At 62.2% G+C, this 18,861-nt stretch carries 16 protein-coding genes; 7 read left to right on the top strand and 9 right to left on the bottom strand.

What is annotated here, in order from left to right:
• Positions 1–39 precede the first annotated feature (39 nt).
• Entirely contained in the window at positions 40–1,368 is a 1,329-nt protein-coding gene (gene miaB, locus CER19_RS00470; protein ID WP_014720071.1) for a tRNA (N6-isopentenyl adenosine(37)-C2)-methylthiotransferase MiaB, read from the bottom strand.
• 130 nt (positions 1,369–1,498) lie between these two features.
• Between miaB and CER19_RS00465 the strand changes: the two genes are divergently transcribed.
• Positions 1,499–1,825, top strand: coding sequence for a DUF1820 family protein (locus CER19_RS00465; protein WP_003194436.1), 327 nt, complete (start codon positions 1,499–1,501; stop codon positions 1,823–1,825).
• 128 nt (positions 1,826–1,953) lie between these two features.
• On the opposite strand, the gene CER19_RS00460 is transcribed toward CER19_RS00465, so the two are convergent.
• The 4 genes from CER19_RS00460 to CER19_RS00445 form a co-directional block, all read right to left on the bottom strand.
• Positions 1,954–2,508 carry a tetratricopeptide repeat protein gene (locus CER19_RS00460; protein ID WP_116664996.1) on the bottom strand — a complete coding sequence of 185 codons (555 nt, stop codon included), beginning with the start codon at positions 2,506–2,508 and terminating at the stop codon, positions 1,954–1,956.
• 226 nt (positions 2,509–2,734) lie between these two features.
• A complete protein-coding gene (hemL, locus tag CER19_RS00455; RefSeq protein ID WP_032895176.1) occupies positions 2,735–4,018 on the bottom strand; it encodes a glutamate-1-semialdehyde 2,1-aminomutase in 1,284 nt (427 codons plus the stop codon).
• A gap of 11 nt (positions 4,019–4,029) precedes the next feature.
• On the bottom strand, positions 4,030–4,659 hold the full coding sequence (thiE, locus tag CER19_RS00450; RefSeq protein WP_116664995.1) for a thiamine phosphate synthase: 630 nt from the start codon (positions 4,657–4,659) through the stop codon (positions 4,030–4,032).
• A 30-nt stretch (positions 4,660–4,689) separates the two neighbouring features.
• Positions 4,690–5,487 (bottom strand): hydroxymethylpyrimidine/phosphomethylpyrimidine kinase, encoded by a 798-nt coding sequence (locus tag CER19_RS00445; protein ID WP_044268934.1) that lies wholly within the window; start codon positions 5,485–5,487, stop codon positions 4,690–4,692.
• Between the two features lie 275 nt (positions 5,488–5,762).
• Here CER19_RS00445 and CER19_RS00440 point away from each other — a divergent pair, with 275 nt between their 5' ends.
• The 4 genes from CER19_RS00440 to CER19_RS00425 all read left to right on the top strand — a co-directional run bounded on the left by CER19_RS00440 (position 5,763) and on the right by CER19_RS00425 (position 12,413).
• Positions 5,763–8,162: a hybrid sensor histidine kinase/response regulator gene (locus CER19_RS00440; protein ID WP_116664994.1), complete on the top strand. Its 2,400-nt coding sequence runs from the start codon at positions 5,763–5,765 to the stop codon at positions 8,160–8,162.
• 197 nt (positions 8,163–8,359) lie between these two features.
• A complete protein-coding gene (locus CER19_RS00435; protein ID WP_116664993.1) occupies positions 8,360–10,012 on the top strand; it encodes an acyl-CoA dehydrogenase family protein in 1,653 nt (550 codons plus the stop codon).
• 221 nt (positions 10,013–10,233) lie between these two features.
• A complete protein-coding gene (gene amn / locus CER19_RS00430) occupies positions 10,234–11,706 on the top strand; it encodes an AMP nucleosidase (protein WP_165861586.1) in 1,473 nt (490 codons plus the stop codon).
• Between the two features lie 71 nt (positions 11,707–11,777).
• Positions 11,778–12,413, top strand: a complete 636-nt coding sequence (locus CER19_RS00425) for a pseudouridine synthase (RefSeq protein WP_105228631.1) — start codon at positions 11,778–11,780, stop codon at positions 12,411–12,413.
• On the opposite strand, the gene CER19_RS00420 is transcribed toward CER19_RS00425, so the two are convergent.
• Complete coding sequence (locus tag CER19_RS00420) at positions 12,408–12,617, bottom strand: DUF2788 domain-containing protein (protein WP_025999909.1); 210 nt, start codon at positions 12,615–12,617, stop codon at positions 12,408–12,410. The two genes, CER19_RS00425 and CER19_RS00420, sit on opposite strands and share 6 nt — an antisense overlap.
• A 235-nt stretch (positions 12,618–12,852) precedes the next feature.
• Positions 12,853–13,332: an Lrp/AsnC family transcriptional regulator gene (locus tag CER19_RS00410; protein ID WP_003194418.1), complete on the bottom strand. Its 480-nt coding sequence runs from the start codon at positions 13,330–13,332 to the stop codon at positions 12,853–12,855.
• 427 nt (positions 13,333–13,759) lie between these two features.
• Here CER19_RS00410 and CER19_RS00405 point away from each other — a divergent pair, with 427 nt between their 5' ends.
• Positions 13,760–14,722, top strand: coding sequence for a DUF6515 family protein (locus tag CER19_RS00405; RefSeq protein WP_116664990.1), 963 nt, complete (start codon positions 13,760–13,762; stop codon positions 14,720–14,722).
• Here CER19_RS00405 and CER19_RS00400 read toward each other — a convergent pair.
• The gene (locus CER19_RS00400) at positions 14,719–15,612 is read right to left on the bottom strand and encodes a cation diffusion facilitator family transporter (protein WP_034133765.1); all 894 of its coding nucleotides are present in this window, start codon (positions 15,610–15,612) and stop codon (positions 14,719–14,721) included. The genes CER19_RS00405 and CER19_RS00400 overlap by 4 nt on opposite strands.
• Positions 15,613–15,621: 9 nt before the next feature.
• On the bottom strand, positions 15,622–16,041 hold the full coding sequence (locus CER19_RS00395; RefSeq protein WP_003194410.1) for a hypothetical protein: 420 nt from the start codon (positions 16,039–16,041) through the stop codon (positions 15,622–15,624).
• A 253-nt stretch (positions 16,042–16,294) separates the two neighbouring features.
• Between CER19_RS00395 and hrpB the strand changes: the two genes are divergently transcribed.
• Positions 16,295–18,805 (top strand): ATP-dependent helicase HrpB, encoded by a 2,511-nt coding sequence (gene hrpB, locus CER19_RS00390; protein WP_116664989.1) that lies wholly within the window; start codon positions 16,295–16,297, stop codon positions 18,803–18,805.
• The last annotated feature ends 56 nt before the right edge of the window (positions 18,806–18,861 follow it).

The following is an 18,861-nucleotide window of genomic DNA, read 5'->3' as shown; positions in this document are numbered from 1 at the left end:
GCCAGCTGCCACATTTTGATCTTCATCCGGTCAGCGAGATCAGTTGATCAACGAGCCACGCAACGAGTGTGGCTGCGCCGCATCAATGTGCACATCGGCAAACTGGCCGATCAGCGTGGGATTGTCGCAGCGGAAGTTGACGATTCGGTTGTTCTCGGTACGACCCTGCAATTCACCCGGGTCTTTCTTCGAATAATCGGTCACCAGAATGCGCTGGATCGAACCGACCATTTGTCGGCTGATTTCAAAGCCCTGCTGATTGAGGCGATGTTGCAGCGCGTTCAAACGCTCTTTTTTCAAAGCCTCAGGAGTCTCGTCCAGCAGGTCGGCAGCCGGGGTGCCTGGGCGCTGGCTGTAGACGAACGAGTAGGAGAAATCGAAACCGACGTCTTCGATCAGCTTCATGGTCTGCTGGAAATCTTTCTCGGTTTCGCCCGGGAAGCCGACGATAAAGTCCGAACTGATGCAGATGCCCGGCACGGCAGCGCGCAGTTTGCGCAGTTTGGATTTGTATTCCAGCGCGGTGTGGTTGCGCTTCATCGCCGACAGAATGCGGTCCGAACCCGATTGCACCGGCAAGTGCAGGTGTTTGACCAGCTCTGGCACTTCGGCGTGGGCCTGGATCAGGCTGTCGGAAAACTCCAGCGGGTGCGAGGTGGTGTAGCGGATACGCTCGATGCCATCGACAGCGGCGACCACGCGGATCAATTCCGCCAGGTCGGCCAGGCGGCCGTCATCGGTCTGGCCACGGTAGCCGTTGACGTTCTGGCCCAGCAGGGTCACTTCGCGCACGCCGTTTTCAGCCAGGTGGATGATTTCCGACAGCACATCGTCAAACGGCCGGCTGACTTCTTCGCCGCGGGTGTAAGGCACCACGCAGAAGGTGCAGTACTTGCTGCAGCCCTCCATCACCGACACATAGGCGCTCGGCCCATCGATGCGCGGTTCGGGCAGATGGTCGAATTTTTCGATTTCGGGGAACGACACGTCAACCTGCGGCAGCTTGGTGATGCGTGCGGCGTCGATCATCTCGGGCAAGCGGTGCAGGGTTTGCGGGCCGAACACCACATCGACATAGGGCGCGCGGTCGCGGATCGCGGCGCCTTCCTGGCTGGCCACGCAACCGCCGACGGCAATCACCATGTCCGGGTTGGCCAGTTTCAATTCGCGCCAGCGGCCCAGCTGCGAATACACACGGTCCTGGGCCCGCTCGCGGATCGAGCAGGTATTGAGCAGGATCACGTCGGCATCTTCGGCGCGGGCAGTGACTTCCAGGGCCTGGTGTTCGCCCAGCAAGTCGACCATGCGCGAGCTGTCGTACTCGTTCATCTGGCAACCGTGGGTTTCGATGTAAAGCTTCTTGGCCATGGGAATCGTCAACTGGTGGTAAAGAACCGCGCATTATAGGGGGCATGCCCATTGGTTCCTAGCGCTGTGCATCGGGTGCCATGCTATAGTTCGCGCCCTCTTTTATATCCCCATGTGTTGTTCGCCCACCATGACCAAACGTGAAGCTCCAATCTATAAGGTGATTTTCCTCAACCAGGGCCAGGTGTTCGAAATGTACGCCAAGCAGATCTATCAAAGCGATCTGTGGGGCTTCCTGGAGGTGGAAGAGTTCGTCTTTGGCGAGCGCACCCAGTTGGTGGTCGATCCGGGCGAAGAAAAGCTCAAGGCCCAGTTCGAAGGCGTGGTGCGCAGCTTTGTGCCGATGCATTCGATTGTGCGCATCGATGAAGTCGAGCGCCTGGGGACGCCGAAGATCAGCGAAGCACGGGGCACGAGCAATGTGATGCCGTTTCCGATGCCGATGCCTGAGAAGTAGGGCTTTAGACCGAGGTGTGCCTATCGCAGGCAAGCCAGCTCCCACAGTTGACTGCATTCCAACATTGAAACGCGGTCGAATGTGGGAGCTGGCTTGCCTGCGATAGCGATGTAAGGTCTACAAAAAAATCAGGGAAGGGGTGAGAACGGCGAACGCCCATCGGCGCTCTGCAATTCCTGCAGGTAGTTGCGGAAAATCTGCCCCAGCACCTGGGTCGCCACTTCCAGTTCATCGCGCTGCATGTGCTCGGCGACTTCGTCGGCGGTGTCCAGTGCGTCTTCAGCGCCGTTGACCGCGGCCATTTTCAGCACGATGTACGCCTGGACGTTGTTGGCCGGCACGCCTTCGCCTTTGAAGAACATGTTGCCCAACTGGTATTGCGCTTGGGCGTGGCCCTGCAACGAGGCTTTCTCGAAGTAGCTCAACGCTTTGTTGAGGTCAACGGCCGGGTTCTTGCTGTCGTGGTAGTACTCGCCCAACTCGTATTGCGCCTGCGCATCCCCGTCCTCGGCCTGTTTCTGGCACGCGCTCAGGGCTTCGGCCTGGCTCTCTGGCTGGGTATTGAGGGTGCAACGACCCATCGCTGGGATTAACAACGAGTTGCCGCCGGCCTGGGCATGTGCCAGTAGCGGTTGAAGGAGCAACAGGCAGCCCAGAACCAGGGTGCGGCCGGTGCGTTTCATGGGAATCGACTTACCTCTGACGGGGCGCGCGGACCCTCGAGGGAGTCCAATAAGCGCGCATTATGAAATAAGCAGGCCTCTGCTTACAAAGTCTTTACTCGTTTTTCTGCTGCTTGGGCAAGTTATCTGCCGGATTGCAGGGCAAATCTCGAAAAAACCAGGAATTCTCTGTAAGCAAAGTAGCAAATCTGACGCTGCCAGGGGCAACGTCAGAGGTTGCCGTCACTTATTTCAGGGCCGCGAAGGCGCGCTCGGCAGCATCCAGGGTCAATTTCAGTTCGGCTTCGCCATGGGCGATCGAAGTGAAGCCAGCTTCAAAGGCGCTCGGTGCCAGGTACACGCCGCCTTCAAGCATCAGATGGAAGAAGCGCTTGAACAGCTCGGCATCGCTGCCCATCACGTCATCGAAGGTGACGATATCGTCGGCGCCGCTGAAGTACAGGCCGAACATGCCACCGGCCTGGGTGGTTACAAATGGGATGCCGGCGGCATCGGCGCGCTGTTGCAGGCCGTCGAGCAGGCGCGTGGTGTAGTCGGTCAGCTCAGCGTGGAAGCCTGGGCGGCTAATCAGGCGCAGGGTGGTCAGGCCGGCGGCCATTGCCAGCGGGTTACCCGACAAGGTGCCTGCCTGGTATACCGGGCCGAGCGGGGCGATGTGTTGCATGATCTCGCGCTTGCCGCCGAAGCAGCCTACCGGCATGCCGCCGCCGATGATCTTGCCGAAGGTGCTCAGGTCTGGCGTGACGCCGTAGTAAGCCTGGGCGCCACCGAGGGCGACACGGAAACCGGTCATCACTTCGTCAAAAATCAGCACCACGCCATGCTTGTCGCACTGCTCGCGCAGTCCCTCAAGGAAACCCGGGGCCGGTGGAACGCAGTTCATGTTGCCCGCAACCGGCTCGACGATGATGCAGGCAACGTCCTGGCCGACTTCGCTCAGCATCTGCTCGACGGCCGCGATGTCGTTGAACGGCAAGGTCAGGGTGTGCTTGGCGAACGCCGCAGGCACACCAGCGGAATTGGGGACGCCTTGGGTCAGCGCGCCGGAGCCGGCTTTTACCAGCAGGCTGTCGGAGTGGCCGTGGTAGCAGCCTTCGAACTTGATGATGTTGTCGCGGCCGGTGAAACCACGGGCCAGGCGGATCGCGCTCATGGTGGCTTCGGTGCCGGAGCTGACCATGCGCACCATTTCCATCGACGGCACGATCGAGCAGACCAGGTCGGCCATCTCGGTTTCCATCGCGGTCGGGGCGCCGTAGGACAAGCCGTGTTGCAGTTGCTGGCGCACCGCGTCCAGCACATCCGGATGGCTGTGGCCGAGGATCATCGGGCCCCAGGAGCCGACATAGTCAACATAGCGCTTGTCGTCTTCATCGGTGACGTAGGCGCCTTCGGCATGCTTGAAGAACAACGGCGTGCCGCCCACGCTCTTGAACGCACGCACGGGGGAGTTCACACCACCGGGGATGTGTTTCTGGGCGTTGGCAAACAGGGTTTCGGAACGGGACATGATCGGGCTCTCTAAACTGAAGATTTAAGAAGGTCGTTGAACGCACGGGCGCGGCGGGTGACTTCCTGGGTGCTGTCGGCACCGAACAGGCCGTGGACCACGGCGAGCAGGTCGGCCCCGTGGGCTACCAGCGGCTCGGCGTTTTCCAGGGTGACGCCGCCGATCACGCAGATCGGCAGGTGCAGGCGCTTGCGGGCCTGGGCCAGCATGTCAACGGTGGCGGCGGGTGCGCCGGGGTTGGTCGTGGAATTGAAGAAGCGGCCGAAGGCGACGTAGCTGGCGCCTTCTTTGGCGGCCTGTTCGGCCAGTTCGATCTGGCTGTGGCAGGTGGCGCCGATGATCGCCTTGGCGCCGAGTAGTGCCCGGGCCGAGGTGAGCGGGCCGTCGGTCTGGCCCAGGTGCACGCCGACGCCCAGGCGCGCGGCCAGTTCGGCGTCGTCGTTGATGATCAATTGGGTCTTGTAGCGTGAGCACAGTTCGTACAGCTTTTCGGCTTCACGCAGGCGCCGTGCCTCGTCGCTGCTTTTGTCGCGGTACTGCAACAGGGTGACGCCACCGTCCAGCGCCGCCTCGACGTAGGCGAGGAATTTGCCGGCCAACAGTTGGCTGTCGGTAATGGCGTAAAGGCCGCGTAGTTTCATCGGGCAAACCCCTTGCTGACGAGCGATAAGTTACGAGCAGAAATCCAGCGGCAATCGGCGCGGCACGAATTGGCCCTGGCCGAGTTGTTCGGCATCACGCAGGGTACGCCACGTGTAGTTGAGGGCCGTTTGCACGGCGCTGGCCAAGCCTTCGCCCTGGGCAATGCGCCCGGCCAGCGCACTGGCCAAGGTGCAACCCGAACCGTGATAACTGCCGGGCAAGCGCTGGCAGGTAAAGGTCTGGCGCGTGCCATCGCGGCTGTACAGGCGGTTGTGCACTTCGTGCTCGTCGCCATGGCCGCCGGTGATCAGCAGGTGTTTGATGTACGGCAGCAGCTTCTCGGCGCAGTCGTCGGCGCTGCCGTCGGGCAGTTCCGCGAGGATGCGCGCTTCGGGCAAGTTGGGGGTGGCGATCAATGACAGGGGCAGCAGCCGCTCGCGCATCGCATAGCCGACCTCGTCCTTGCCCAGGCTACCGCCGCCGCCGGCGCGCAGCACCGGGTCGCAGACCACCGGCAAATGCGGGTGCGCCTGCAGCAGTTCGACCACGGTGTCGACCATCGCGGTGGAGCCGAGCATGCCCAGCTTGACCGCCGCAACTTCAGAGTCGCCGAGCACGGCATTGGCCTGGGCCAGTACCCACTCACGGTCAAGCACGCGGAAATCACTGACATTGACGGTATTTTGCACGGTCAACGCGGTGACGGCCGGGGCCGCGTGGCAACCCTGGGCGAGCAGGGCTTCGATATCTGCCTGCAGGCCGGCGCCCCCGCTGGGGTCGTGGCCGGAGAGACAGAGGACAACGGGGCGAGAGCAGTAGATATTCATGGTGCGCGAGCTTACCACCAAACGCTTTTTGCGTGGCTGTCTGGCGATGGCAGGAGTTTGCCGCTGCGGCGCGATTTGCCGTGGCTGAGCGCTGCACTGAGATGAGCTGAAAGCATTGCCCTAGAGCCGTCCTAAAAAAAGTTCCTGCAGTGGCTAATGGCTTTTACTGGCTATGCTAAAGTGCATCCAAACAACTTACTGTATTGCCGGTGTACGTCTTCTCAAAAGGAATGGGGGGCTTTTGACACAACCGGACCAGGCTACGCTGGGGCTCTATGCGCTATTTGCTGATTTTTTTATTGTGCGGGCTGCCGATGCTCGCCAGCGCCGTCGAGTTCAACCAGGACACGCGAAGCCTCCCGTTGGGCCGAGTCATGCAAGTGCTCGAAGACCCAACCGATGCCCTGACCATCGCCGATGTCAGTTCCCCCGCCTATGCCGCCCAATTCAAGACCCACGACAAAGACACCCTTAACGCCGGTTATTCACGCTCGGTGTTCTGGCTGAAGGTCAACCTGCATTACACCGCCGACGACCCCCGCGCACCGCGCACCTGGTTTCTGGAGCTGGCCTACCCGCCGCTCAATCGCCTGGACCTTTATCAGCGCGACGGCACCGGTCACTACCGCCTCACCGCCCGCACCGGCAGCGCGTTGCCGTTTTCCAGCCGTGAGGTGAGTCAGAGCAACTACCTGTTCAAGCTCAACTTCCTGCCCGACCAGCAACAAACCGTCTACCTGCGCTTGCAAAGCCAAGGCTCGATCCAGGCACCGCTGACATTGTGGGCGGGCACTGCCTACATGGAAGAGCAACCGTTGCGCTTGTACGTGCTGGGGGCCATCTACGGTGTGTTGCTGGGCATGCTGATCTACAACCTGTTCATCTACCTGAGCGTGCGCGACACCAGCTACCTCTATTACATCTTCTATATCGCTTCGTTCGGCTTGTATCAGTTGTCGGTCAATGGTGTGGCGGTGGAGTACTTCTGGCCGAACAACCCATGGTGGGCGAATGCGGCGGTGCCGTTCCTGATCGGCTCGGCGGCCTTGTTCGGCAGTCTGTTCGCGCGCAGTTTCCTGCACACCGCGCAGCACAGCCGCTGGCTCAACCGTATCCTGCTGGCCCTGGCGGCCTGTGGTGGGTTGGTGATGGCGCTGGCGTTGTTGACCAGTTACGCCGTGGCCCTGCGCCTGGCCACGGCGCTGGCGCTGGTGTTTACCGTGACCATCTTCGTGGCGGCTATCAAGGCCTGGTATTGCGGGCAGCGCATGGCGCGTTATTTCATCATCGCCTGGTCGGCCTTCCTGCTCGGCGGGGTGGTCAATACCTTGATGGTGCTGGGTTACCTGCCTAACGTGTTCCTCACCATGTACGCCAGCCAGCTCGGCTCAGCCATTGAAGTGGCGTTGTTGTCCCTGGCCCTGGCCGACCGCATCAACGGCATGCGCGAACAGCAGGCGCAGATTCTCCTCGATGCCAGCCAGAAACTCGAAGCGCTCAACCAGCAACTGGCCCGCAGCAACCGCCTCAAAGACGAATTTCTTGCCACCCTGACCCACGAATTGCGCACGCCGATGAACGGTGTGATCGGCTCGCTGGAGCTGATGCAAACCGTGTCATTGGACGATGACCTGACGCAGTACCAGCAAACCGCCGCCGGCTCGGCGCGGGACATGATGCGCATGGTCAACGGCATCCTCACCCTCACCGAGTTACAGGCCGGTCGCCTGGTGGCCCAGCCGCAAGTGTTCAGCCTGCGCGGCACGCTCGATACCTTGCGCCAGCAATTCACCGGCAGCGCCCAGAGCAAAGGCCTGGCGTTCTCCATTGATGTGGCCGATGAGGTGCCGGATCAACTGATCGGCGATGCCGACAAACTGCTCCAATGCCTGGATTGCCTGCTCGACAATGCCTTCAAATTCACCCACGTCGGCGCGGTGCGTTTGCGGGTGGTGGGCGTGCCCCAAGGGAATGGCGCCTTGCACCTGAGCTTTATCGTCACCGACACCGGTATCGGCTTCACCTTTCTCGATGAGGCTACGCTGTATCAGCGTTTCTTCCAGCTCGATGGCTCGATGACGCGTGAATACGGCGGCCTGGGCATTGGCCTGGCGATCTGCCGGCAGTTGATCGAACTGCTGGGCGGGCGCCTGACCCATCATTCGGAGCCCCGTAAAGGCAGTCGCTTCCAGTTGGAAGTGGACGTCAGCGCGGTGCCGCAGCAGGTGACGCCCGCCACGCAAACGCTGCCTGCACAGCGTACGCCTCAGGAGTGCACGGTGCTGCTGGTGGACGACAACAGCGTGGGCCAACTGGCGGTGCGTGGCATGTTGCTCAAGCTCGGTTATCGGGTCAAAACTGTGGAGAGCGGCCCGGCGGCGCTCGCTGCATTGCAAGGGCACAGCTTCGACGCCGTGCTGCTGGATGTGCCAGAGGGTGGCTTTTCGTTGTGCTGTCAGATTCGCGCATTGCCCGGCTGCGGTGAATTGCCGGTGATCGCCCTGAGTACTTCGCCCAATGGGCCGGAGCGTGAGCGCTGCCATGGTATTGGCATGACGGATCGGCTGGCCAAGCCGGTGCGTTTCGATGCTTTGCAGGCGGCGCTTGAGCGTAGCGTGCTGTGCGCGGATGAGGGTGAAAGCGCCGAGCATTCGGCGCATATGCCACTTTTTTAAGCGCGATGGCGATGCTTAACTGGAAAAACCGGCCTCAATCGATCTGTGTTTTTTTGTAGGAGCGAGCTTGCTCGCGAAGAACCTCAACGATAACGCGCCCCTCCTGGGTTCGCGCGTTGCTCTCAGGTTTTTCGCGAGCAAGCTCGCTCCTACAGGCAGCCTGAAATCGATGCGGCCTTTTTTCCAGGAGGCCCGTCATGAACCTGCATCAGTTTGCCGAAACCCACGACGTCACCAACCAGCCACCGTCCCTGGACGGCACCAACCTGTATCGCATCGACTTGCCCCTGCAGGAATGGTCACGCCGCTTCGGCGCCGGCTGGGCCCAAGCGCGCATTGATGCCTACGGCGCGCTGGCGGGTGGGCCGTTGATGGCAGCCGGGTTCCTGGCCAACCAGAACAAACCGGTGTTCAGCAGCCATGACCGTTATGGCCATCGCATCGACCTGGTGGAGTTTCACCCGGCTTATCACGAGCTGATGCGCACCGCCGTCGAACATGGCCTGCCGTCGCTGCCGTGGGCCCATCCGCAGGCTGGCGCCCATGTGGCGCGTGCGGCGATGACCTACCTGCACAGCCAGGCCGAAGCCGGCAGCGGCTGCCCGTTGACCATGACCTTCGCCTGCGTTCCGGCCCTGCGCCTGCAACCGGAGCTGGCGGACCTCTGGCTGCCTAAAGTCCTCAGTACCCAATACGACCCGCGCAATGTCGGCATCGCCCACAAGGCCGGCGCCACTATCGGCATGGCCATGACCGAGAAGCAGGGCGGCACCGACGTACGTGCCAACACCACCCGTGCTTACCCCGTGGGCGCGGGTGGCCCCGGCCAAGCCTACGAACTGGTGGGGCATAAATGGTTCTGCTCGGCACCGATGTGCGATGGTTTTCTGACCCTGGCCCAGACCGACAAGGGCCTGACCTGTTTCCTGCTGCCCCGGCACCGCCCGGATGACACGCGCAACGAGTTCTACATCCAGCGCTTGAAGAACAAACTCGGCAACTGCTCCAACGCCTCCAGCGAAGTGGAATTTCGCGGCGCCCTGGCGTGGATGGTCGGTGAAGAAGGCCGCGGCGTTCCCACCATCATCGAAATGGTCGCCATGACCCGCTTCGATTGCATGGTCGGCTCCAGCGCCTTGATGCGCCAGGCTCTGACCCAGGCCAGCCATCACTGCGCCCATCGCCAGGTGGGTGGCCGCGTGCTCAGCGAGCAGCCGCTGATGCAGAACGTACTGGCCGACCTGGCCCTGGAAAGCGAAGCGGCCCTGGCCTTGAGCCTGCGCATGGGGCGCGCCCTGGATCATCTTGATGATGAACATGAAGCCAAGTTCGCCCGGCTGGTCACGGCGGTGGGCAAGTATTGGATCTGCAAGCGCGCGCCCGCGATGATCAACGAAGCCGCGGAATGCATGGGCGGTGCCGGGTATGTAGAAGACAGTATCCTGCCGCGCCTTTACCGCGAGGCACCGGTGAATTCGACGTGGGAAGGTTCCGGCAATGTGCAGTGCCTGGACGTATTGCGTGCACTGTCCAAAGAGCCGGGAGTACTGGAAGCGCTGTTCGTGGAGCTGGGCGATGGCCACGGCGACAAGCAGTTGGCGCGGCATATCGAGCAGTTGAAGGCGGCGTTCATGGACACCCAGGATATACAGTATCGGGCGCGGCAACTGACCGAGGACATTGCCCTGGCGTTGCAGGCCAAGTTGCTGCTGGAGGCGGGTAATGCGGCGGTGAGCGATGGGTTTATCGCCAGCCGGTTGGGTGAGTCGTCGGGGCGGGTATATGGCACCTTGCCGCGTGGGGTGGATGTGCAAGCGATTGTCGCCCGCTCAACCCCGCAATCCCTCTGAATAAACACAATCAACTGTAGGAGCGAGCTTGCTCGCGAAAAACCTCAACGATAACGCGTGCTTCCTGAATAAACGCGGCGCCTATGGGTTTCTCGCGAGCAAGCTCGCTCCTACAGGGTGTTAGGGCTTGTCACCTCCATCTTTTAAGGTGCATTCCAATCCTGTGGTTTCGGTGAGGCCTGGATACAGGCAAGATAAAGGCCTGCAAGTCAGAACACAGGATGCTTACCGTGACCGAAGCTTTTGTTGTCGTTAAAACCGCTGAAGAAGCCGTGGACCGGCTGGCGGCGCTGCATGAGCGTGCGACTGGCGCGCTCAACCAAGCGCTCAAGCAATACCTCAAGGACCGCGTCGAGCCCGACTCCGAGCAGCGCGCATTGTTTCGCTACCCGGAACTGCGCCTTACCTACCACTGCCACGGTGAAGTCCCCCAAACCACTCGGGCGTATGCCAAGGTGCAACTGCCGGGTACCTACAGCGTCACCGTGACCCACCCGGCCGCGTTCCGTAAGTACCTGCTGGAGCAACTGGTGCCGCTGATGCACGACTTCACCGTGACGGTGGAAGTGGGCGTCAGCCAGCAGAACATCCCGTACCCCTATGTGGTGGAGCAGGGCGATGAACTGGCCGGCTCCGGCGTCACCGCCGCGACCCTGGCCCGTGTATTCCCCAGTACCGACCTGTCCGCCGCCACCGACGGCATTGCCGATGGCCTGTACGACTGGGAAAACACCGACCCACTGCCCCTGGCCCTGTTCGATGCCGCCCGCGTGGACTTTTCCCTGCGTCGCCTGGTGCATTACACCGGCAGCGACTGGCGCCATGTGCAGCCGTGGATCTTGCTGACCAACTACCACCGCTACGTGGACCAGTTCATCCTGCATGGCCTGGAGCAACTGCGCAGCGACCCGCGGTTTATCCGCATGGTGCTGCCCGGCAACGTGGTGATCGACAAGAGCATGGACCACGGCGAGGCCTCGGCCATTGCCGCCGGCGTGGTCTGGCACCGCTACCAGATGCCGGCGTATCACCTGCAGGCCACTGACGGCCACGGCGTGACCCTGGTGAACATCGGCGTGGGCCCGTCCAACGCCAAGAACATCACCGACCACCTGGCCGTACTACGCCCGCATTGCTGGCTGATGATCGGCCACTGCGGCGGCCTGCGCCAATCCCAGACCATCGGCGACTACGTACTGGCCCACGCCTATATGCGTCGCGACGGGATTCTGGACCGTGTAGTACCGCCGAACATCCCAATCCCAGCCCTGGCCGAGGTGCAGATGGCGCTTCAGCAGGCGGCGGCCAAGGTGACTGGCGAAAAAGGCGAAGAGCTGAAAAAACGCCTGCGCACCGGCACCGTGCTGACCTATGACGACCGTAACTGGGAACTGCGCTGGGCCCAGGAGCGGCCGCTGATCAACCTGTCCCGCGCCGTGGCCGTGGACATGGAAAGCGGCACCATCGCCGCCCAGGGTTACCGTTTGCGCGTGCCTTACGGCACCTTGTTGTGCGTATCGGACAAACCCTTGCACAGCGAGATCAAGCTGCCGGGTTCGGCCAACGCGTTCTACGAGCGTGCGGTCAGCCAGCACTTGAAGATCGGCATCGAGGCGGTCGACCTGTTGCGCACCGAACTCAACTCCTTGCACTCGCGCAAACTGCGCAGCTTCGACGAGCCGCCGTTCCGCTAAGCGGTTGGGATGGTCATTTAGCGGTCAGGCCACTAGCATTGTCGGTCCTGACCGTTAGATGTTCCTTTGCCATGTCCCGTCCCAGCCGTCCCGATTCGCGCCGCCCTGGCGTGAAACCACCGCACTCTGCCGCTCGCCGCGTTGCCAAGGCGCCTCCGGCCGAGCCGAAGTTGATCCTGTTCAATAAACCTTTCGACGTGCTGACCCAGTTCAGCGATGAAGGCGGGCGCGCGACCCTCAAGGATTTTATTGATATCCCCGGCATTTACCCGGCAGGGCGCCTGGACCGGGACAGCGAGGGCCTGCTGCTGTTGACCAACGATGGTCAGCTCCAGGCGCGGATTGCCGACCCCAAGCACAAGCTGGCGAAAACCTACTGGGTGCAGGTAGAAGGTGAGCCCACCGAAGAACAGCTGCAACGCCTGCGCGAAGGCGTGGAGCTCAACGACGGCATGACCTTGCCGGCCGAGGCGCGGCAACTGGATGAGCCAGCATTATGGCCGCGCAACCCGCCGGTGCGTTTTCGTAAAAGCGTGCCCACTCATTGGCTGGAATTGGTGATTCGCGAAGGGCGTAACCGCCAGGTACGGCGCATGACCGCGGCAGTCGGCTTGCCCACACTGCGCCTGGTGCGCGTGCGTATTGGTGAGTGGTCGATCGACGGCCTGGATCAGGGCCAGTGGAAGGCAGTGCCGGCGCGCTTATAAGGCGCCGGATTCAATCAGGCCGATCACCACGCTCTTGATGATGAACGCGGCCACACCCAGGCCCAGCACGAAAAACAGGATGAACGAACCAAAGCGCCCGGCCTTGGATTTCTTTGCCAGGTCCCAGACGATGAAGCCCATGAAAATGATCAGGATAGTGACCAGGCCGGTCATCATCCATTCTTCAAACAGGGCGGGATCGATGTTGTTCATGGGGCTCTTCCGACAAGACAAGCGAGCAGTATACGGCAGCGTTACAGACGCAACATTGACCTGAGTCCTGCACGGTCAAACTGTGGGAGGGGACTTGCCCTGATGCCATTGTAGGAGCGAGCTTGCTCGCGAAAAACTCACAGGCGCCGCGTCCATTCAGCAAGCACGCGTTATCGTTAACGTTTTTCGCGAGCAAGCTCGCTCCTACAGTTGAACATCGTTTCTCTCAGGTGCGCAGGTGGGTCAGGGGCAGTTCGGTGCTGTTGAGCACCTGGTTCAGCACAAAGCTTGACCGCACGCTGGTCACCCCTTCAATGCGGGTCAGGTGCCCCAGCAGCAATTTCTGATAGTGATCCATGTCCGGCACCACCACCTTCAGTTGATAGTCCGCATCCATCCCGGTCACCAAACTGCACTCCAGCACTTGCGGCAGGGTGCGGATGGCGGCTTCGAAATTCTCGAAGCGTTCCGGCGTGTGACGGTCCATGCCGATCAATACATAAGCAGTGAGGCTCAGGCCGAGCATCTTGCGGTCGAGCAGGGCGACCTGGCGGGCGATGTAGCCGTCGTCTTCCAATTGCTTGACCCGGCGTGAGCAGGGCGAAGGCGACAGACCGATGCGTTCGGCCAGCTCCTGGTTGGAGATCCTCGCGTCGCGCTGCAATTCCGCCAGAATACTCAGGTCGTATCGGTCAAGCTTGCTCATTGGGTTGGCCTTTGTCGTAACTATTGCGGTGAATTATCCATGAAGGGTTAAAAATTGCGCAAGCACTGTTTATTGACGCAATCTTCGCAATCATCTGTCCGCCCGGCACGCCTATGATTACCAACAGAATCACCGCCTGGACAACAGTCCACAGCAACGCGCCCAATCAGGCCCGTTGCGGCCGCCGCCCCAGCAGGGTTGAGCCGGCCTCCAGGCTGCACACTGTCCACAAGACGGCGTGAGGTGAGCCAACGTCAAAAGCGTTGAGCCAGGACGAAATTCTCAAGGGGTGGCCGACGGGTCACCCCTTTTTCTTTGTGCGCGTTTTGCCTTCAGAAAATAGTTCTCGTGACTGATAACCTGTCTCAGAACCGGGTGAGGCTTTTCCAGTCTCATGATCAAGCCCCAATCCGCAGTGAGGAAAAGCATGAAGCGCATCTGGCGTATGGCAGGTGTTGGTTTGCTGGTGGTCAGCGTCGGCTCCCAGGCGATGGCCGACGAACGCGATAACTCACCGGGCCAGGGGCAACGGCCTGAGCACAATCAGCCACGCCCACAAAACCCGCAGGGTGAGCGTGGCGGCCAGCATGAGGGCGGCCAATGGCAAGGTCGTCCGCAAGGTCATGAACCGGGGCGACCGGCACCGCAACCGCAACCCTCCAATAACCTGCCGATCCAGGCCCGGCCCGATACCGTGCGCCAGACCCAGGAACCGCGCCAGGGTTATTACCGTGATATTCCCAGACGCCCCGATGACAATCGGCATTGGGAGGCCGGCGGCCCCGGTTCGCGTCCGGGTAACGATCGCCCCGGTGATAACCGCTGGCCAGGCCGCCCCGACGGGCATGGCAATGGCTGGGGGCCAGGCCCGCAGCATCGCCCTGGTTATGTCATCGACCGTTTCCCCGACCGCAATTACCGCGTGCCTTACCGTGGCCAGGATTACTTCTTCTCGGGTGGCTACTGGTACCGGCCCCAAGGCCCTCGCTACGTAGTGGTGACGCCGCCCTATGGCATTCGCGTGCATTACCTGCCGGACTACGCGCGTGAAGTGTGGGTAGGCGGCTCGCTGTTGTTCCTCGCCGCAGGCGCCTATTACGCCTACGAGCAAAGCACCCAGCAATACGTGGTGGTACAACCACCGACGCAGGTGCCATCACCCCCGCCGACGCCTCAAGGCAACGGTTATGACGTGGTGGCTTACCCGGCCAACGGCCAATCGCCAGCCCAGGTACAGCAGGACGGCTACGACTGTTATCGCTGGGCGGTGCAGCAAAGTGGCTTCGACCCCCGCACCGTGACTTACGCACCCGACCCGGCAGTGGTGCAAACCTACCGCCAGGCCCAGGGCAACTGCCTGGGCAGTCGCGGGTATCAGGTGCAGTACTAGGTTTTGTTGCCGGTGACCACTTCCCGTGGGTCGGCGTGCACCAGCACTTCGGCTTTCGGGTATTCCCGGTGAATGGCATCGGCGGCCTGGTCGCTGATGCCGTGGGCCACCGACAGGGTCAATTCCCCCGGTAACTCCAAGTGCAACTGCACAAACCAGTGGTTGCCGGAAACCCGCGTGCGCAAGTCGTGGGCACCCAGTACGCCGGGCACGCCGCGGGCCAGTTCCAGCATGTGCTGGCTGACATCCGGCGGTAGCTCTTCGTCCATCAACACCGCAAAGCTTTCCCTGGCGATCTGGATCGCGCTCCACAGAATGTAGGCGGCGATCCCCAGGCCAAACCAGGCATCAACCTGATGAAAGCCAAAACCTGCCAACACCAGCGCAATCAGGATGCTGCCATTGAGCAGCAAGTCTGAGCGGTAATGCAGCGAGTCGGCACGCACCGCGTTGGAGCCGGTCTCGCGCACCACGCGGTGTTGCAGCATCAGCAGGGCCACGGTCAGCGCCAGCGACAAGATAATCACGCCGATACTCAACCACGGTGCGCCAACAGGCTCTGGGTGCTTGAGCCGTTCATACGCCTGGAGCGCAATCAGCACCGCACTGCCGGCGATAAACAAGGCCTGCGCCATCCCCGCCAGCGACTCCGCCTTGCCATGCCCGTACCGGTGATCATCGTCGGCCGGGCGCAGGGCGTAATGCACTGCCAGCAAATTCAACAGCGAAGTGACGCCGTCGAGCAGTGAGTCGGTCAACCCGGCGAGCATGCTCACCGAGCCGCTGAGCCACCAGGCGATGGCCTTGGTCACAATCAACACACAGGCCACGCCCACCGAGGCGCGGGTGGCCAGGCGCAGAAGCCTTGCGTGTTCGGGGCTGCTGGTCATGAGCAGTCCTTACGCGGCAGGCTGCAGGCCCAGGGCCGCCAGTTGCTGCACGCTGCCCTTGAACTGGATCAGGCGTGGGTCGTCCAGCGGCAAGGTGCGGCCGGTTTCTTTCTGGATGATGCTTTGCAGCTTGGCGTTATCGACCGTGCCGTCGGCGCCGATGGCTTCGTGCAGTTTCTCGGGGGCGACCTGAGCGGTCTTGCCCGGTTCGAAGTAAATGGCGCCCGTGGCGAAGTCGACACCGAAGGCGATCAGGCCGGGGATCACATAAAACAACAGGCCGAGGGCATCAAGTACCGCGATGGTCGGGTCGATCTTGCCGTCGATCTGGCCACGGCGGTCGGGGTAGAAAATCGACCCGCAGGCGGTGAGTTGGCTCAGCAGGGTAACGGCGAGGACACCGCCGATGACACGGGAAGCGATACGCATGAAAAAGTCTCCTGAACAGATTTAAGGGTGACTATAAGCCAGATCGGCCAGACGCCGATGAACCAATGTGGGAGCTGGCTTGCCTGCGATTGCGACGGTTCGGGAAATACAGCGGCAACTGTCACACCGCTATCGCAGGCAAGCCAGCTCCCGTCTTTGACTGCATTCCCAGTCCCAAGAGTGGCTGTTTTTGAGACCCGCATCGGCATCCGGCAGTTCGCCGTTATACTCGCCGCTCTGCTTTGGAGCCAGTATGAATTCGTTGCCGATCGATGATGTTTTACCCGCCCTGCGTGACGCCTTGGCGCATCGCCATGAAGCCGTGCTGGAAGCGCCCCCCGGCGCCGGTAAAACCACGCGGGTGCCCTTGGCTTTGTTGCATGAGCCCTGGCTCGCCGGGCAAACCATCCTGATGCTCGAACCCCGGCGCCTGGCTGCCCGTGCTGCTGCCGAGCGGCTGGCCAGTGAGCTGGGTGAAAAGGTCGGTGAAACCGTGGGCTACCGCATTCGGTTGGACAGTAAAGTCGGCCCCAACACGCGCATCGAGGTCGTCACCGAAGGTATCCTCACCCGCCGCCTGCAGGACGACCCGGCGCTGGACGGCGTGGGCCTGTTGATCTTCGACGAATTCCACGAGCGCAGCCTCGACGCCGACCTGGCGCTGGCCCTGAGCCTTAACGGCCGCGAGCTGTTTCGCGACGAGCAGCCGCTGAAGATCCTGCTGATGTCCGCCACACTCGAAGGCGAGCGCCTGGCGGGCTTGCTGGATGACGCGCCGATTCTGCGCAGTGAAGGGCGCATGTTCCCGGTGCAGATGCGCTGGGGCCGGCCGTACCAGGCTGGGGCGTTTATCGAGCCGCGCGTGGTGCAAACCATCCTCGAAGCCCTGCATGACGAGACCGGCAGCGTGCTCGTGTTTTTGCCGGGGCAAGCGGAGATTCGCCGGGTCAACCAGCAATTGACCGACGCCCTGGGTGATAGTCCTGAGGTGCTGTTGTGCCCCCTGCATGGCGAGCTGGACCTCAACGCCCAGCGCGCCGCCATCGACCCGGCGCCGGCCGGCAAGCGCAAAGTGGTGCTGGCCACCAACATCGCCGAGACCAGCCTGACCATCAACGGCGTGCGCGTGGTGATCGACGCCGGGCTGGCGCGGGTGCCGCGTTTCGACCCCGGCAGCGGCATGACCCGCCTCGACACCCAGCGCATCTCCCGCGCCAGCGCCACCCAGCGCGCCGGTCGGGCAGGGCGGTTGGAGCCAGGCGTGTGTTATCGGTTGTGGTCCGAAGACCAGCATGACGGTTTGGCCGCCTATGGCAGTGCGGAAATTCTCGCGGCTGATCTGGCCGGGTTGGCTTTGCAACTGGCGCGCTGGGGCGTGACACCCAGTCAGTTAGTGTGGCTGGATGTGCCGCCCACCGCCGCGTATGCCCAGGCCCAGGAGCTGCTGCAACGCCTCGGCGCCTTGAACGAAGAAACCCTCACCGCCCATGGCCAGAAGATGGCCGAGTTGCCCGCCCACCCGCGTATTGCCCACCTGTTATTGCGTGGCCAGGACCTGGGGTTGGCCGCCACCGCCTGTGACGTGGCAGCGCTGTTGGGCGAGCGCGATATCCTGCGCGGCGGTGGTGCCGATTTGCATAGCCGCCTGGCGCTGATGTCCGGTGAAGAACGTGCGCGCGGTACCCAAGGTGGCGTGCAGCGCGCCAAGCAACTGGCCCGGCAATACCGTGGCTACCTGCGCGGCAAGGCGACCCAGCCGGTGGACAACCCCGACCACCCGCGCTGGCTCGGCGCCTTGCTGGCACTGGCCTACCCGGACCGCGTTGCCCAGCAACGTCGCGCCGGTGGTGCCGAGTATCGCCTGGCCAACGGCCGCGCGGCGCTGTTCGCCGAGGCTGACAGCCTGATGAAACAACCCTGGCTGGTGATCGCTGACCTTGGCAGCCGCCAGGGCCAACGCGAAGAGCGCATCTACCTGGCGGCGGATTTTGATCCGGCGTTGTTCGACACGGTGCTCGCCGAGCAAGTGCGCAACGTCGACCAACTCGACTGGGACGAACGCGAAGGCGTATTGCGTGCCGAGCGCCAACGCAAAGTCGGTGAGCTGGTGCTCAGCCGTGAACCCTTGACTGGCCTCGACGAGTCCGCCCGCAGCCAGGCGCTGGTCAACCTGGTGCGCCGCAAAGGCCTGGAACTACTGCCCTGGACCCCGGAACTGCGTCAATGGCAAGCCCGTGTGATGCTGCTGCGCCAACTGGATGCCGGCAACACCAGCGAGTGGCCCGACCTCAGCGACAAAGCCCTGCTCGCCAGCCTGGAACACTGGCTGATGCCCTATCTGGGCAAAGTCTCGCGCCTGAGTCATTTCGCCAACCTGGATATCTCCAGCTACCTGCACAACCTGCTGCCCTGGCCATTGCCCCAACGCCTGGAAGAACTGGCGCCGCAGCATGTGAAAGTGCCGTCGGGGTCATCGGTACGCCTGGACTACAGCGAGCAGCCGCCGATCCTCGCGGTGCGCTTGCAGGAATTGTTTGGGCTGGCAGACACCCCGCGTATCGCCGGCGGGCGCCTGGCCGTGAAGCTGCACCTGTTGTCCCCGGCGCGGCGGCCGGTGCAGGTGACGCAGGATCTGGCGAACTTCTGGCGCAGTACCTACGCCGAGGTGAAGAAGGATTTGAAGGGGCGGTATCCGAAGCATTACTGGCCGGATGACCCTTTGGTGGCGCAGGCAACGGCCAGGATCAAGCCCAGAAAACCCTGAGTGTTCAAGTCATTCCCAGCCTTTTCGCAGGCTGGGATCATTACCTGAACGCTCGG

It is taken from the genome of Pseudomonas sp. GL93, assembly GCF_003408955.1.
Lineage (GTDB): Bacteria > Pseudomonadota > Gammaproteobacteria > Pseudomonadales > Pseudomonadaceae > Aquipseudomonas > Aquipseudomonas paracarnis.
The sequence above is the reverse complement of the archived record's forward strand: the minus strand, read 5'-3'. Positions and strand labels throughout refer to the sequence as shown.